Below are 15,790 nucleotides of genomic sequence, written 5' to 3'. Positions count from 1 at the left end.
CAAGATTCTCGCGAGGAGACCACCCCATGACACGCCGCTATTTTGGAACCGATGGTATTCGTGGCACGGTCGGGCAGCCGCCCATTACGCCGGACTTCGTGCTCCGGCTGGCCCATGCGGTCGGGCGGGTGTTGCGCCGCACAGAAGAGCGCCCCACGGTACTGATCGGCAAGGACACCCGCATCTCGGGCTACATGCTCGAAAGTGCACTGGAATCGGGGTTCAACTCCGCAGGCGTGGATGTCGTGCTGCTGGGGCCCCTGCCGACCCCGGGGGTTGCCTACCTGACGCGCGCGCAACGTGCGAGCCTGGGCGTCGTCATCAGCGCCAGCCACAACCCCTACCCGGACAACGGCATCAAGTTCTTCAGTGCGCAGGGAACCAAGTTGCCCGACGCGTGGGAGCAGGCGGTGGAAGCCGCGCTGGATGAGCCCCCCGTGTGGGCCGACTCCGCCAGCCTGGGCAAGGCGCGCCGGCTGGATGACGCGGCCGGTCGCTACATCGAGTTTTGCAAGAGCACGTTTCCGCAGGACCTCACCCTCAAGGGGCTGAAAATCGTTGTGGACGCGGCCCATGGCGCGGCCTACCAGGTGGCCCCGAAAGTGTTCCACGAGCTGGGGGCCGAGGTGCTGTCGATCGGTTGTGCGCCCGACGGCCTCAACATCAATCATGAAGTGGGTGCCACGCATCCGGATGCGCTGGTGCGAGCGGTGCGTGCCAACCATGCCGACTACGGCATCGCCCTGGATGGCGACGCGGACCGCTTGCAGATCGTGGACGCCACCGGGCGGCTCTACAACGGCGACGAGCTGCTGTACCTGATGGCCGCGGACCGCATGGGCCGTGACGAGCATGTTCCCGGCGTGGTTGGCACCCTGATGACCAACATGGCCGTGGAAGTGGCGCTGCAGGAGCGGGGCGTGAAGTTTGTGCGCGCCAAGGTCGGAGACCGGTATGTACTGGAAGAACTGGCGCGGCACCACTGGGTCCTGGGCGGCGAAGGCTCGGGGCATCTGCTGGTGCTGGACCGGCACACCACCGGGGACGGCCTGGTGAGCGCCCTGCAGGTGCTGCAGGCCTGTGTGCGCAGCGGTCGCACGCTGGGGCAACTGCTCGCGGGCGTGGCGTTGTTCCCGCAGGTGCTGCTCAACGTGCGCCTGGCGCCCGGCCAGGACTGGAAGGCCAATGGGTTGCTGGCCGAGACCACGCAGGCCGTGGAGCGCGAGCTGGGGGCTTCCGGGCGGGTGCTGATCCGGGCCAGCGGCACCGAGCCGTTGCTGCGCGTGATGGTGGAAGCCCGCGACGCCCAAGTGGCGAATTCCTGCGCCCAGCGGCTTGCCGACGCGGCCCGCGCGGGGTAGCGGGCGCCGCCCGCCGCCGTGTCTTGCTGCGGGGCGGGGCGGGGCGTGCAGCCAGTCAGTGCGGCGGCAGTGTGCGCATGAACGCTTCCAGCTCCTGCGCGGACAGAGGCCGGCTGAAATGGTAGCCCTGCGCCTCGTCGCATCCTTGTTCGCGCAAAAAGGCCAGCTGGCCCGGCGTTTCCACCCCCTCGGCCGTGGTGCGCATGCCCAGCGCCTGTGCCATGCGGATGATGGCGCTCACGATGGCGCGGTCGTTGCCGTCATCGCTCAGGTCGCGGACAAAGGACTGGTCGATCTTCAGCTTGAAGATCTGGAACCGCTTGAGCTGGCTCAGTGATGAGTAGCCGGTGCCGAAATCGTCCATCGACATGCGCACGCCGCGTGCATGCAGCTGGTCCATGGTCGATACGGCCGTGTGCGGGTCGTCCACCGCGACGCCTTCCGTCAACTCCAGTTCCAGGGACTGCGCGGGCAGGCCGAATTCGGCGAGCATGCGGCTGACCAGCTCGGGCAGCTGCGGCTGGCGAAACTGGATGGCCGACAGGTTCACCGCCATCGTCAAGCCCGAGAACCCCTTGGCATGCCAGTCCTTGAGCTGCGCCAGTGCCGTGCGCAGCACCCACTCCCCGATCTGCAGGATCTGGCCGCTGTTCTCGGCAATGGGGATGAACTCGGCGGGCGACACATTGCCCAGCTGGGGGTGCTGCCAGCGCACCAGGGCCTCCACGCTGCGCACCGCTCCGGTGGTCAGGCTCATCTGGGGCTGGTAGTGCAAGTGCAGCTGTCCGCGCTCCAGCGCACGCCGCAGGGCGTTCTCCAGCTGCAGCGCCCGCACCGACTGCGCCTGCATTTCCGGGGTGAAGAACTTGAACGTGTTGCGCCCGTCCAGCTTGGCCCGGTACATGGCCACGTCGGCCGACTGCGTCAGGGTGTCGAAGTCCGTGCCATCCTGGGGAAACAGCGCAATGCCCATGGATGGCGCCATGGTGAGTTCGTGGTGGCCGATCTGGTAATGCTGGCGCGAAGCCTCTTGCAGCTTGCCTGCCACGCGGGCGGCGCCGTGCGCGTTGGCCCCCGGCAGCAGCAGGATGAACTCGTCCCCTCCCAGCCGGGACACCGTGTCGCGTTCGCGCACCACGGCCCGCAGCCGCTTGGCGATCTCCACCAGCAGCGCGTCGCCCACCCGGTGGCCGAGGGAGTCGTTCACATGCTTGAAGTGGTCCAGGTCCAAAAAGATCAGGGCCAGGGGCGTCTGGTTTTCCTGTGCCACGCGGATGGCGTGCTGTGCGCGCTCGGCCAGCAAGGCGCGGTTGGGCAGACCGGTGAGCGCGTCGTAGTGCGCCAGCCAGTAAATGCGCTCCTGGTCGGCCTTGCGTTCGTTGATCTCCCGGTGCAGGTTGTCCACGGTTTCGCGCAATTCGCGCGTGCGGTCCTGCACCTGCCGCTCCAGGTCCTCATGGGCGCTGGCCAGCAGCGCCTGCGCCCGCTTGCGCTCGGTGATGTCCACGGCAATCCAGATGGATCCCAGGGAAGGGTCGGCGGGGTCGATGGACTTGGCCCGCACATCGCAGACGACAGGGGTGCCGTCCTTGTGGCACAGTTCCAGCTCGCCCGCATAGGTCTGGCCGGCGTTCAGGACGGGATAGCACCGGCGGCCCGCGTCCTTCCACGCGGCTTCGCTCCCGTACCACCGGCGTGACGAGCTGCCCGCCAGCTCGCCGGCGGAATAGCCGAGCATCTGCTCAAAGTACCGGTTGCAGCGGGTGAGGTTCCGGTCTTTCAGGAAGACGATGCCCACCATCGCGCTGTCGAACAGCAGCTGCTTCTCCCGCACGGCGGCCCCCAGCTCCGCGTGGGCGCGTTTTTGCTCGTCGATATCGTCCAGGATCCATATGGAGCCCTCGGTCGTGTCCTGGGGATTGATGAGCCGTCCCGTCAGGCTGCCCCAGAACAGGCTACCGTCGCGCCGGCGCAGTTGGCGTTCCATCCGGAAGGTCTGGCCTTGTGCCAGCACCGGGTAGGCCATGCGCCCCAGCTCCCGGAAGGCGTCCCGCGACGGATAGAACGTTTCGGTACTGACGCCCACCAGATCCTGGGCGGCCGCGTGGCCAAAAATCTCGGCGTACCGCTGGTTGCAGCGCACCACGCTGCGCTGGCGCAGAAAAACGATGCCCACCCCGGCGCTGTCGAGCAGGGTTTGCTGTTCGCGCAACGCGCGCTGCAGGGGGACGTCGGAGGCTGCTCCAGTTCGCTGCAGCTCTGGAGCGCTGTACGGCGCAAACATGGAGACCGGTACGGGCGGGCTGGACGGCCCTCAATTATTTGTACCAAAGTGTAGCAGCGCGGGGGCTCCCGAGGCGCCCGGTAGCGCCATACCCGTACCGCGGCCAGGGCGGCCCGCGGCAGGGGGGCTTCGCCGCCTGCTGTTGGGGCCAAGGCGCCGGCTGTGATCGCTTTCTGCCGGCGCATCGGGGCAGCCGTCACCGTTCTGACATTCCGCCGACACGTTCGCGTCATCCTGGGCTTCCACACTGCCCGCAGGGAGCAGGTCCGTTGCCCGCAGCCGCCTGCAGCCCTCCTTACCTGTTTGTCGCTGATGCGAGGAGATGCTGGACCATGAATGAGCTGACCCTTTTGACACCACCGTCTCCCGCGGATGGCACTTTACAGCGCGCCCTGCCGCAGGCGCCCGAACGTGGGGGCATTCAGGTCGCCTGGGCACGCCACGAGGACGAGGTGCGCGAGGCGCAGCGGTTGCGGTACGACGTGTTCGCTGGCGAGATGGGCGCTCGATTGACGACCCCCATTCCCGGCCACGATGTCGATCTGTTCGACAGCTATTGCGAGCACCTGCTGGTGCGCAATGTGCAGACCCAGCAAGTCATTGGGACTTACCGGGTGCTCACTCCGGCCCAGGCGCGGCGCATCGGCAGCACATACAGCGACACGGAATTTGACCTCACGCGCCTGCGCTCGCTGCGGCCGCGCATGGTGGAGCTGGGGCGCAGCTGTGTCCATGCCGAGCACCGCCATGGTGGCGTCATCATGGCCCTGTGGGGTGCGCTGGCGGATTTCATGGTGCGCAACCAGCTGGACACGATGATTGGCTGCGCCAGCATTCCCATGCTGTTCAATGGAGTGGTCAGCGGGGATGCTGCCGCCAGCATCTGGCAGCAAGTTTCGCGCACGCACCTGGCACCGATCGAATACCGCGTGCGGCCCAGGCTGCCCTTGCCGGTGGAGCAGCTCGACGGCTCCGTGTGCGTCGAGCCACCCGCACTCATCAAGGGGTATCTCCGCCTGGGCGCCCGCGTGCTGGGCGCACCCGCCTGGGACCCCGACTTCAACACCGCCGACCTGCCCATGCTGATGCGGCTGGCGGACCTGCACCCCCGGTACCGCAAGCATTTTCTGGGGGCCTGATGCGCACCGCTTTCGACGCCCTGGGGCCGTTCATGGAGTCTTCCATGGGCCCGGAGTGCCGAGAGGACAGCGCCGCTGCCCTGGGGCGGCGGCGGTTTCGCGCTGTGTTTGTCTCGGATGTCCACCTGGGAACACCCGGCTGCCAGGCGGCGGCCCTGCTGGACTTTCTCAAGCACCATCCCAGCGACCACCTGTACCTCGTGGGGGACATTGTCGACGGCTGGCAGCTTCGGCGCAGGTGGTTCTGGCCCCAGGCCCACAACGACGTGGTGCAAAAGCTCCTGCGCCGCGCGCGCAAGGGGTGCAAGGTGGTGTTCGTGCCCGGCAACCATGACGAATTTGCCCGCGGCTTCATCGGCCACTCGTTCGGCGGCATCGAGGTCCGCGAGGATGCCGTGCACACCACGGCGGATGGCCGCAGCCTGTGGATCACCCACGGGGACCATTTCGACGGCGTCATCCAGTGCGCGAAATGGCTGGCGTATCTGGGCGACAACCTGTACGAGTTCACCCTCAAGCTCAATCGCCACCTCAACTCCCTGCGCCATCGCATGGGCCTGCCGTACTGGTCGCTGTCGGCCTACCTCAAGGGCAAGGTGAAGAAGGCGCTCAACTACGTCATGGACTTTGAAGAGGCCGTGGCCGCGGAAGCGCGGCGCAGGGGCCATGACGGCGTCGTGTGCGGGCACATCCACCGGGCCGAAATGCGCGAGATCGGCGGCACGCTGTACTGCAATGACGGCGATTGGGTCGAGAGTCACACGGCATTGGTCGAACACCTGGACGGGCGGCTGGAACTGCTGACATGGCATCCGGCCCCGGTGACAGCTTCAGGGGCGCAAGCCGCCACCGTGTCATGAAAATCGCCCTGGTGACGGATGCCTGGCTGCCCCAGGTCAATGGCGTGGTGACCACGCTGCTGGAGCTGGTGCGCGAGTTGCAGGCGCTTGGGCACGAAGTGCTGGTCGTGCAGCCAGGGCAGTTCCGGACCCGGCCTTGTCCCGGCTACCCCGGCATTGAACTGGCCGTGCGGCCTGGCAAGGGCCTTGCAGCCCTGCTGGACGCGGCAGCGCCGGATGCCATCCACCTGGCGACGGAAGGCCCTCTGGGCTGGGCGGGCCGCCGCTATTGCCTGCGTCGCGGGCTGGCGTTCACCACGGCGTTTCATACGCGGTTTCCCGACATCCTGTATGCCGCCCTGCGTGTGCCGCTGGGCTGGGGCTATGCCTGGCTGCGGCGTTTCCACCGACCGTCCTCGGGCGTCATGGTGCCGACGCAAGGGGTCCTGGACATGCTCGCGGCGCGGGGATTCCGCAACCTGCGCGCGTGGACGCACGGGGTGGATACCGGCGCCTTTTCTTTTCACGGCGCTGCGACGCCGAGCCCGCTGGCCGGCGCCCTGGCGCATCCGGTGTCGCTGTATGTGGGGCGGATTTCTTACGAGAAGAACATCGAGGCCTTTTTGCAGATGGATTTGCCGGGCTCCAAAGTGGTGTGCGGCGTCGGGCCACTGCAGGCCCGCTTGCAGGCCAAGTATCCGCACGTGCGCTGGCTGGGCATCCTGGACCGTGCAGCGCTGGCGCAGGTGTACGCTGCCGCCGACGTGTTTGTCTTTCCCAGCCGGTCGGAGACGTTTGGCCTGGTGATGCTGGAGGCCATGGCCTGCGGGACGCCGGTCGCGGCCTTTCCCGAGGATGGGCCCATGGCCGTCCTGGGCGCCCAAGGCGGGGAACCGCCGCGCGGCGGCGTCCTGCACGGCGACTTGCGCACGGCGGCCCAGCAGGCGCTGGCTGTCCCGCGCTCGGAGGCCCGCGCCCGGGCCCTGAATTTCACGTGGGCCCATGCGGCACGGCTGTTTGAACACTACCTGGTACCCGCCCAGCCGGACCGGCGGCCGGATGTGACTGTCACAAAATCTGTCACATCTTTGTCATCCGGGCGTTAAATACTGCAGAGATCGAGGTTTGCCGCTTTTGCGTATTCATGTTGCCCACGCCTTTCCATGACGGTGCCGCTACCGTGACCGCAGGCCACGGCCCGTCTGATCCCACCGCGCCGCCAGCACCCCCGCAGGCTCCTGCCGTCCCCGCGGCGGTCCCTGTGGCGGCGCCGTACAGCCATCTGGACCGGGACCACAGCATCCTGGCGTTCAACGAGCGGGTCTTCGATTGGGCGGTGCGCACCGATGTCCCGCTGCTGGAGCGCTTGCGCTACCTGTGCATCGTGTCCTCCAACCTGGATGAGTTCTTTGAGGTGCGGGCTGCTCCCCATATCACCGCAGCCCAGAAGGGCGAGACCCAGGGCCTGTATTCGACCGCCTCGTTCGAGGCCGTGGCCGCCAAGGTGCACGACCTGGTGCAGCGGCAGTACGCGCTGTACAACGATTCCCTGGTCCCCGCCTTTGCCGCTCACGGCATCCGCATCCTCGGCCACGGCGAGCGTTCGCCGGCGCAAAAGCGGTGGGTCCGCGACTACTTTGTTGACGAGGTCCGGCCGCTGCTGATTCCCGTGGGGCTGGACCCCGCGCATCCGTTCCCCCAGGTGGCCAACAAGTCGCTGAACTTCATCGTGCGGCTCAAGGGGCAGGACGCGTTTGGCCGCGAAAACGAGATCGCCATCGTCAAGGTGCCCCGCGCGCTGCCCCGGTTGATTCGCATGCCCTCGCGGCTCGCTGCGGGCGAGGCGCTTTTCGTCAGTCTCTCAAGCATCGTGCGCTCGCATCTGGAGGATCTCTTCCCCGGACGCGAGGTGACGGAGTTTTCCCAGTTCCGGGTAACCCGTCACTCGGACCTGGCCTTGGACGAAGAAGACGTGCGCAACCTGCGGACCGCGCTGCGCCAGGGCTTGCAGCACCGCCACTACGGGCAGGCCGTGCGGCTGGAGGTTTCGGCGGGCTGTTCGCAGTTCCTCTCGGACTTCCTGCTGGCCCAGTTCGCTTTGCCTGCTGCCGCGCTGTTCCGCGTGCCGGGGCCCGTCAACCTGGTGCGCTTGACGCAGCTGATCGATCTGGTGGACGCCCCGGAACTGCTGTTTCCGCCGTGGAATTCGGCATGGCCCCGCCAGTTGCAAGCCGGCGTGTCGATCATGGAGCAGCTGCGGCGGCGCGACGTGCTGATCCACCAGCCGTTCGAGAGCTTCGACGGGCTGCTGGCCTTTCTGCGCGAAGCCGTCAACGACCCGGATGTGCTGGTCATCAAGCAGACCATCTACCGCACCGGGGCGGATTCGGAGCTCATGGAACTGCTGACGGAAGCGGTGCGCCGGGGCAAGGAGGTGATGGCGGTGGTGGAGCTCAAGGCCCGTTTTGACGAAGAGGCCAACATCAACTGGGCGGAGGCCCTGGAGTCCATCGGTGCCCAGGTGGTCTACGGCGTCGTGGGGCTCAAGACGCACGCCAAGATGCTGCTGGTCACGCGCAGGGAAGGGCGCAAGCTGCGGCGGTATGGCCACCTGTCCACCGGCAACTACAACGTGCGCACCGCCCGGCTGTATACCGACCTGAGCTACCTCACCGCCGATGAGGACACCACGGCCGACATGGATGGCGTGTTCAACCACCTGGCCAGCCAGAACCGCCCCCCCAAGCTGCGCAAGCTGATGCTGGCGCCGTTCCACCTGCACCGGCGTCTGCTGGACAAGATCGAGCAGGTCGGGCTGGCGGCCGCCCGCGGGGAGGACGCCCGCATCGTGGCCAAGATGAATGCCCTGACGGACGAGGCGCTGATGCGCGCACTGATCGTGGCGGGGCAGCGCGGTGCGCGCATCGACCTCATCGTGCGCGGGGCCTGCATGCTGGCAGCCCAGGTGCCGGGCGCCACCGACAACATCCGCGTCCGCTCGGTGATCGGCCGGTTCCTGGAGCACACCCGGGTCTTCTACTTCCGCAGTGCGGGCGAAGAGGATCTATACCTCTCCAGCGCCGACTGGATGAACCGCAACATGATGCGGCGCGTGGAGCTGGCGTGGCCCGTGACCGACGCGCGCCTGCGGCAGCAGATCGTGGACGAATGCCTGGTGGCCTATCTGCACGACGACCGGGACGCCTGGACCCTGAATGCGGACGGCTCCTACCGTCGCGCGCCGCGCCCGCTGGACGGGCTGGGGGCGCAGGACGCGCTGATGGCGCGCTACGGCCCCGCCTCCCCGGGCGCTGCCATGGACCAGAGGAAGGCATGATGGACCTGATCCTGTGGCGGCATGCCGAGGCGGAAGAGGCGGCCGATGGCGCGGACGACCTGGCGCGGGCCCTGACCCCGCGGGGCGAGAAGCAGGCCGCGCGCATGGCTGCCTGGCTGGACCGCCAGTTGCCGGAAGGGCTGCGCGTGCTTGCAAGTCCCGCGCGCCGCACCGAGCAAACGGCCAGCGCCCTGGGCCGCAAGTTCAAGGTGCGTGCGGAACTGCTGCCGGGCGGCAGCCCCCAGGATCTGCTGGAACTGGCCCAGTGGCCGCGTGCCAAGGGGGCCGTCCTGGTGGTGGGCCACCAGCCGATGCTGGGGCAGACGATTGCGCAGCTGATGGGCCTGCAGGCGCCGGAATGCGCCGTGCGCAAGGGCGCCGTGTGGTGGCTGCGGCAACGCCAACGGCTGGAGCAGAGCCAGACCCTGCTGATGGCGGTGCAGTCGCCCGAGTTTTTGTGAACCCGGCGCGGCTGCGGTCCTGCCCGTAGCCGGGGGCGGCACCAGCTTTTTTATTTGCGCGTTGCCTTGGCGGCCTTGGTGGCCGCGGGCTGTGCCGGGGCGGCGGCGGCGTCGGCCTTGGGGCGCCCCGTTTTGATCGAAGGCACGGCCTGCACGGCTGCGCGCAGCGCGGCGTCGTCCATGGCGGCCAGCACTTTCAGGCCCGCGCGCAGCAGTTCGCTCTTCTTCACGGGCTGCGCCAGGGTGGCGCACCGCTGCTTGAGGGTGTCGATGGCCGCGTACTCGTCCTTTGGAATCGTGAAGCTGTCACGCACCAGCTTGGGCTTTTTGGCCTTGTTGTCCTTGTTGTCCTTGGCGTCCTTGGCGTCCTTGGCGTCCTTGGCGTCCTTGGCGTCCTTGGCGGCCTTGGCGGCCGCCGGGGCGGTGGCGACGGCCGTCTTCGCGGCCGTCAGCTTGCTGCCGGGGGCCTTGATGGGCTTTGCCGTTTCTGCCGGCTTCTTGCCGACCGCGCTGGCTTTGCTGGAGGGCTTGGCCTTGGGCGTCAGCGGCTTGGCGGCGGCTTTGGCGGCAGGAGCTGCGGAAGGATCGGCTGCGGGAGCGGGGGATGTGGTCATGGTGGGTGATGGGCAATAAACGATATAAACAGTTTATATAGTTTATTGCGGTCCATCACGGCAGGTCAACCACCAGCTCCCAGGGGGTCTTTTGCCAGGCCTGCATTTCTTCGCGCAGAAGGTGCGCCGACTGCGGGAAGGATGCTGCCCATCCGCGGCGGGCCTCCAGCAAAAAGCGGTTCCCCTGGACCCGCAGGGCCAGGGCGTCCGTGTCCGGTTCACGGCGGGCGTGGCACAGGGCCACGGCCAGGCGGATGCTCAGCAGCTGCAGGGCAAACACCGGGTCCTGCAGGTCCGCGTCGAGCTTGCGCACTTTGCCGCGCTGGCCCAGAACCAGCAGGCCCAGCCGGTGCAGCTCCGGCACGGCAAAGCCGGAGGCATCGGTGTTGTCCAGGATGTAGGCGCCGTGGCGGTGGTAGTCGCTGTGCGAGATATGGCAGCCAATCTCGTGCAGCCGCGCCGCCCAGTCCAGCTTGCGGGAAGCGCGCTCGCTGCCGGCCGGTGCCGCCTGGTCAAACAGCGCACAGGCGGTGCGGGCCACGCGGTCGGCATGCTCCGTGTCCACCGCAAACCGTTGCATGAGACCATGCACGGTGCTGGTCCGCAGGTCGGTCCCGGGCTGTTCGCGGTCCAGCAGGTCGTACAGCGCGCCCTGGCGCAGCGCCCCCTGGGCCACCTGCATTTGCTCGATGTTCAGCAGGTCGAAAACCGCCCGCAGCACGCTGATGCCCCCGCCAATGACGGCGCGGCGCTCTTCCTTGAGCCCGTCCATGCGGATGCGGTCGGCCGATTGCGCGCGCAGCAGGCGCTCGTAGAGCCACTGAAGGCCTTCGCGCGTGATCAGGCCCTCGGGCCCGCCGGCAGCGGCCAGCACATCGCCCACGGCCCCGGCGGTGCCGGAAGAGCCGTAGGCCACTTCCCAGGTGTCCGGGCGGAACGTTTCCAGCGCTTCGTCCAGCACGGCCTTGGCGGCGATCTCGGCCGCAAGGAACGCCTGCGCAGTGAACTCCCCGGCGGCGAAATAGCGTTGCGACCATGCCACGCTGCCCACGCGGTACGACGCCACGGCATGGGGCACAAACTGCTGTCCCAGGATGAGTTCGGTGGAGCGGCCGCCGATGTCCACCACCAGCCTCCGTTCGTCCGACTGCGGCAGCAGCCGGGCCACGCCCTGGTAGATCAGCCGGGCTTCTTCGGGGCCGGAGACCACATCGATCGGGTAGCCCAGCATCTGGCTGCCGCGCGCAAGAAACTCGTCCCGGTTGCGGGCCTCGCGCAGCGTCTGGGTGGCCACGGCGCGGACCTGGGCGCGCGGAAACCCGGCCAGGCGCTCGCCAAAGCGGGCCAGGCACGCCCAGCCGCGCTCCATGGCGTCGCGGGTGAGGTTGCGGTCCTCGTCCAGCCCGTTGCCTTGGCGCACGGTCTCCTTGAGGTATTCCACACGCTGGATGTGGCCGAATTCATAGCGCCCGATTTCAAGGCGGAAGCTGTTGGAGCCGAGGTCGACTGCGGCGAGTCGGGTGCCGTTTTGCATGGGATCTGGTGGATAGCGTCTGTCGGCATCGTACCGCGGACGCTCGCGTGCGGAAGCTGCCCGCCGCAGGGGCCCGGGCACACCCGGGGGCCGGGCCGCCAGTGTCCTGCGCCCGTGTGACAGCCCCATGACAGTGTCAGGCAATTGACCCAAAGCCTGCTGGCCGTCCAGGGACGCGCGGTGGATGGTGCGGGCGTTTTGTCACTGAACTGTCACGTTGGCGTTCTAGAGTTCGTGCTGTTCCTGTCAACCCTCGTCAACAAGGTACTGAATAATGAAACGCACATTTCTCAAGACTGTCGCCGTCGCCCTGGCTGCACTGGCCACTGGCAGCGCCTTCGCGGCGGACATCACGGGCGCTGGCGCCACGTTCCCCTTCCCCATGTACGCCAAGTGGGCCGAGGCCTACAAGAAGGAAACCGGTGTCGGCCTGAACTACCAATCCATTGGTTCGTCGGGCGGTATCCGCCAGATCCGCGCCAAGACCGTGGCGTTTGGCGCATCGGACGCGCCTGTGTCGGGTGCAGACCTCGAAAAGGACGGCATGGTGCAGTTTCCCGCCATCATCGGCGGCACGGTGCCGGTGGTGAACCTGGACGGCTTCAAGCCCGGTGAGCTGCGCGTGACGGGCCCTGTGCTGGCCGAAATGTACCTGGGCAAGATCACCAAGTGGAACGATGCCAAGCTGGCCGCCCTGAACCCCGGCAAGAGCCTGCCTGACCAGAACATCACCATCGTGCACCGCGCGGATGGCTCGGGCACCACGTTCAACTGGACCGACTACCTGACCTCCGTGAGCAAGGAATGGGCGGACACCGTGGGCAAGGGCGCGGCCGTGAAGTGGCCTGCTCCCTCGTCCGTGGGCGGCAAGGGCAACGAAGGCGTGGCCGCCAATGTCACCCGCGTGAAGGGCGCCATCGGCTATGTGGAATATGCCTATGTGAAGAAGAACCACATGACCTTCCTGCAACTGCAGAACGCCGACGGCAAGTACGTGAGCCCCGACGACAAGACGTTCGCCGCTGCTGCCGCCAGCGCCGACTGGTTCAGCGTGCCGGGCATGGGCATCTCCATGGTGAACGCCAAGGGTGCCGACAGCTGGCCCGTGAGCACCGCGTCGTTCATCCTGATGTACAAGGACCCCGCCGACAAGGCGCAGTCGGCCGAAGTGCTGAAGTTCTTTGACTGGGCCTTCAAGAACGGCAAGGCCATGGCCAGCGAGCTGGACTATGTGCCGCTGCCTGACAGCCTGACGGCCGACATCCGCTCCAAGGTCTGGTCGCAGATCAAGAAGTAATTTCCGCCTCCAGAGCGGTCTGCCCCAGAATACGCCCCATCGGCCGGCAGATCTGGCCGATGGGCGCTGGTTTGTGGGGCCTCCAGAAGCCAGATGGGAGTCAACATGAGCGTGGGAACCACCATGAGTTCGCAACCCGTGTCCGCCAAGAAGGCGGGCGCCCCCACCGAGACCATGGTCTCGATTGCCAAGCGGCAACGCCTGCAGGACATCCTTTTTCATCGGCTGACCCAGAGCCTCTCCCTGCTGGTGCTGGCAGCCCTGCTGGGCATCATCGTTTCGCTGTTCGTCTATGCCTGGCCGACCTTCCACAAGTTTGGCCTCCAGTTCATCTGGCGCGTGGAATGGGACATCGTCAACGAAGAATTCGGTGCCGCGATTGCCATCGTGGGCACCCTGGCAAGCGCCGGCATCGCGCTGGTGATTGCCGTGCCGCTGGCGTTCGGCATTGCGCTGTTCCTGACCGAAACCTGCCCGGTATGGCTGCGCCGGCCGCTCGGCACGGCGGTGGAACTGCTGGCTGCCGTGCCGTCCATCATCTACGGCATGTTCGGGCTGTTTGTGTTTGCGCCGCTGTTTGCCGACTATTTCCAGGTGCCTGTGCAAAAGCTGCTGGGCTCCATGCCGCTGGTGGGCTTCCTGTTCGGCGGCAGCACCAATGGCTTCGGCATCCTGGCCGCGGGCATCGTGCTGGCCTTCATGGTGCTGCCTTTTGTCGCGGCCGTGATGCGCGACGTGTTTGAGATCGTGCCGCCCATCCTGCGCGAGTCCGCCTACGGCCTGGGCTGCACGACGTGGGAAGTGGTGCGCCGCGTGGTGCTGCCCTACACGCAAAAAGGCGTGATCGGCGGCGTCATGCTGGGCCTGGGCCGTGCGCTGGGCGAAACCATGGCCGTCACCTTTGTGATCGGCAACGCCAACCGCATGCCCACCTCGCTGTTTTCGCCCGGCACCTCCATTGCCTCGACCCTGGCCAACGAATTCGGCGAGGCCGCGGACTTCCACCTGTCCACGCTGTTTGCGCTGGGCTTCCTGCTGTTCGTGATCACCTTCGTGGTGCTGTCGGCCGCCAAGATCATGCTGCTGCGCGCCGAGAAGGCCAAGGGCCTGTGAACATGCAGCGCCACCCTCTCGATGCGGCTCAACGCAATGGACAAGTGAACTGACATGGAATTCAACCAACAACTCTACAAGAAGCGCCAGCGCTCCAACGCCATCGGCCTCACCTTGTCGCTGGGTGCGATGGCCCTGGGCCTGTTCGTGTTGCTGTGGATCCTGAGCGTGCTGCTCACCAACGGCTTCGCGGCGCTGGACTGGAACATGTTCACCCAGTCCACGCCCGCCCCGGGCTCCGAAGGCGGCGGTCTGGCCAACGCCATCGTCGGCAGCTTGATGATGGTGGGGTTCACCGTGCTGGTGTCCACGCCCATCGGCGTGCTGGCCGGCGTGTACCTGGCGGAATACAGCGGCCAGAGCAAGACGGCCGAGCTCACCCGCTTCGTCACCGACATCATGCTGTCGGCGCCGTCCATCGTGCTGGGGCTGTTCGTCTATGCGATCGCCGTGGCCACCGTGGGCAATTTTTCCGGCTGGGCCGGCAGCCTGGCCTTGTCGCTGATTGCCGTGCCGGTGGTCGTGCGCACCACCGAGAACATGCTGCGCCTGGTGCCCGGCAGCCTGCGCGAAGCAGCCTTTGCCCTGGGCGCACCGCGCTGGAAGGTGTCCACCATGGTCACCCTGCGCGCGGCCCGCAGCGGCGTGATGACCGGGCTGCTGCTGGCCGTGGCCCGCATCAGCGGCGAGACGGCGCCGCTCTTGTTCACCGCGCTGAACAACCAGTTCTTCAGCACCAACATGAACGCGCCCATGGCGAACCTGCCGGTCGTGATCTTCCAGTTTGCGCTCAGCCCGTACGAAAACTGGGTGCGGCTGGCCTGGGGCGGCGCGCTGCTGATCACGCTGTCGGTGCTCCTCCTCAACGTCGTGGCGCGGGTTTTCCTGCGCGAAAAGAACCGGGCCTGAGGCTCTGGCCCGCCGCCATCGCCCTGCAGACACACAACGCCCTCATTTCCAGGATTTGACAATGACTGCCACCGCTACCGCCACCCCCAGCAAGAACGCGCTGGAGCTGCGCAACCTGAACTTCTACTACGGCAAGTTCCAGGGGCTGCGCAATGTCAGCCTCAACATCGCAGAGCACAAGGTCACGGCGTTCATCGGCCCGTCGGGCTGCGGCAAGTCGACCTTGCTGCGCACGCTCAACCGCATGTACAGCCTGTACCCGGGCCAGCGCGCCGAGGGGACCATCAGCTTCTACGGCCAGGACATCCTGGACCCGAAGCAGGACATCAACCTGCTGCGCGCGCGCATCGGCATGGTGTTCCAGAAGCCCACGCCGTTTCCCATGTCCATCTACGACAACATCGCCTTTGGCGTGAAGCTGTACGAGACGCTGAGCAAGAGCGAGATGGACGACCGCGTGGAATGGGCGCTGTCCAAGGCGGCGCTCTGGACCGAGGTGAAGGACAAGCTGCACCAGAGCGGCCTGTCCCTGTCCGGCGGCCAGCAGCAGCGCCTGTGCATTGCGCGCAGCGTGGCCGTGAAGCCCTCGGTGCTGCTGCTGGACGAGCCCACCTCGGCGCTGGACCCGCTGTCCACGGCCAAGATCGAAGAGCTGATCGACGAGCTCAAGCACGACTACACCATCGCCATCGTCACCCACAACATGCAGCAGGCGGCCCGCTGCAGCGACTACACCGCCTACATGTACCTGGGCGAGATGATCGAGTTCGGCGCCACCGAGCAGATCTTCTTCAAGCCCGAGCGCAAGGAAACGGAAGACTACATCACCGGCCGCTTCGGCTGATGAAAATTTGCTACTTTATTTGTAGCTGCCAGCGCTTGATGGATAAGCGCTGAAGCTC

13 protein-coding genes are annotated in these 15,790 nt (G+C 66.8%); 10 read left to right on the top strand and 3 right to left on the bottom strand.

Going from position 1 to position 15,790, the window contains the following annotated elements; genetic code table 11:
- Positions 1-26: 26 nt before the first annotated feature.
- Positions 27-1,361, top strand: coding sequence for a phosphoglucosamine mutase (gene glmM, locus ACOYR3_RS15335; RefSeq protein ID WP_422843210.1), 1,335 nt, complete (start codon positions 27-29; stop codon positions 1,359-1,361).
- A 55-nt stretch (positions 1,362-1,416) separates the two neighbouring features.
- Here glmM and ACOYR3_RS15330 read toward each other — a convergent pair whose 3' ends face one another.
- On the bottom strand, positions 1,417-3,645 hold the full coding sequence (locus tag ACOYR3_RS15330; protein ID WP_422843209.1) for a sensor domain-containing protein: 2,229 nt from the start codon (positions 3,643-3,645) through the stop codon (positions 1,417-1,419).
- A gap of 332 nt (positions 3,646-3,977) precedes the next feature.
- Here ACOYR3_RS15330 and ACOYR3_RS15325 point away from each other — a divergent pair, with 332 nt between their 5' ends.
- Genes ACOYR3_RS15325 through ACOYR3_RS15305 form a run of 5 tightly spaced genes read left to right on the top strand, consistent with a single transcriptional unit; the run spans position 3,978 to position 9,421 of the window.
- A complete protein-coding gene (locus tag ACOYR3_RS15325; RefSeq protein ID WP_422843208.1) occupies positions 3,978-4,784 on the top strand; it encodes a GNAT family N-acetyltransferase in 807 nt (268 codons plus the stop codon).
- Positions 4,784-5,644, top strand: coding sequence for a UDP-2,3-diacylglucosamine diphosphatase (locus ACOYR3_RS15320; RefSeq protein ID WP_422843207.1), 861 nt, complete (start codon positions 4,784-4,786; stop codon positions 5,642-5,644). The genes ACOYR3_RS15325 and ACOYR3_RS15320 overlap by 1 nt, the downstream gene beginning before the upstream one ends.
- Positions 5,641-6,729, top strand: a complete 1,089-nt coding sequence (locus ACOYR3_RS15315; protein ID WP_422843206.1) for a glycosyltransferase family 4 protein — start codon at positions 5,641-5,643, stop codon at positions 6,727-6,729. Before ACOYR3_RS15320 ends, ACOYR3_RS15315 begins: the two co-directional genes overlap by 4 nt.
- A gap of 38 nt (positions 6,730-6,767) precedes the next feature.
- Positions 6,768-8,960 (top strand): polyphosphate kinase 1, encoded by a 2,193-nt coding sequence (gene ppk1, locus ACOYR3_RS15310; RefSeq protein WP_422843205.1) that lies wholly within the window; start codon positions 6,768-6,770, stop codon positions 8,958-8,960.
- Complete coding sequence (locus ACOYR3_RS15305; protein ID WP_422843204.1) at positions 8,957-9,421, top strand: SixA phosphatase family protein; 465 nt, start codon at positions 8,957-8,959, stop codon at positions 9,419-9,421. The genes ppk1 and ACOYR3_RS15305 overlap by 4 nt, the downstream gene beginning before the upstream one ends.
- A gap of 50 nt (positions 9,422-9,471) precedes the next feature.
- Here ACOYR3_RS15305 and ACOYR3_RS15300 read toward each other — a convergent pair whose 3' ends face one another.
- A complete protein-coding gene (locus tag ACOYR3_RS15300) occupies positions 9,472-10,035 on the bottom strand; it encodes a hypothetical protein (RefSeq protein WP_422843203.1) in 564 nt (187 codons plus the stop codon).
- 55 nt (positions 10,036-10,090) lie between these two features.
- On the bottom strand, positions 10,091-11,569 hold the full coding sequence (locus ACOYR3_RS15295) for an exopolyphosphatase (RefSeq protein ID WP_422843202.1): 1,479 nt from the start codon (positions 11,567-11,569) through the stop codon (positions 10,091-10,093).
- Between the two features lie 274 nt (positions 11,570-11,843).
- Between ACOYR3_RS15295 and pstS the strand changes: the two genes are divergently transcribed.
- From pstS to pstB, 4 genes are all read left to right on the top strand, one after another.
- Positions 11,844-12,866: a phosphate ABC transporter substrate-binding protein PstS gene (gene pstS, locus ACOYR3_RS15290; RefSeq protein WP_422843201.1), complete on the top strand. Its 1,023-nt coding sequence runs from the start codon at positions 11,844-11,846 to the stop codon at positions 12,864-12,866.
- A gap of 93 nt (positions 12,867-12,959) precedes the next feature.
- Complete coding sequence (gene pstC, locus ACOYR3_RS15285; RefSeq protein WP_422843200.1) at positions 12,960-13,979, top strand: phosphate ABC transporter permease subunit PstC; 1,020 nt, start codon at positions 12,960-12,962, stop codon at positions 13,977-13,979.
- Positions 13,980-14,033: 54 nt separating this feature from the next.
- Positions 14,034-14,888 carry a phosphate ABC transporter permease PstA gene (gene pstA / locus ACOYR3_RS15280; RefSeq protein WP_422843199.1) on the top strand — a complete coding sequence of 285 codons (855 nt, stop codon included), beginning with the start codon at positions 14,034-14,036 and terminating at the stop codon, positions 14,886-14,888.
- 61 nt (positions 14,889-14,949) lie between these two features.
- Positions 14,950-15,732, top strand: coding sequence for a phosphate ABC transporter ATP-binding protein PstB (gene pstB / locus ACOYR3_RS15275; RefSeq protein ID WP_422843198.1), 783 nt, complete (start codon positions 14,950-14,952; stop codon positions 15,730-15,732).
- The last annotated feature ends 58 nt before the right edge of the window (positions 15,733-15,790 follow it).

Source organism: Acidovorax sp. M2(2025), from assembly GCF_049330835.1.
Lineage (GTDB): Bacteria > Pseudomonadota > Gammaproteobacteria > Burkholderiales > Burkholderiaceae_C > Acidovorax.
This window is presented reverse-complemented; position numbering and strand designations above follow the sequence as displayed.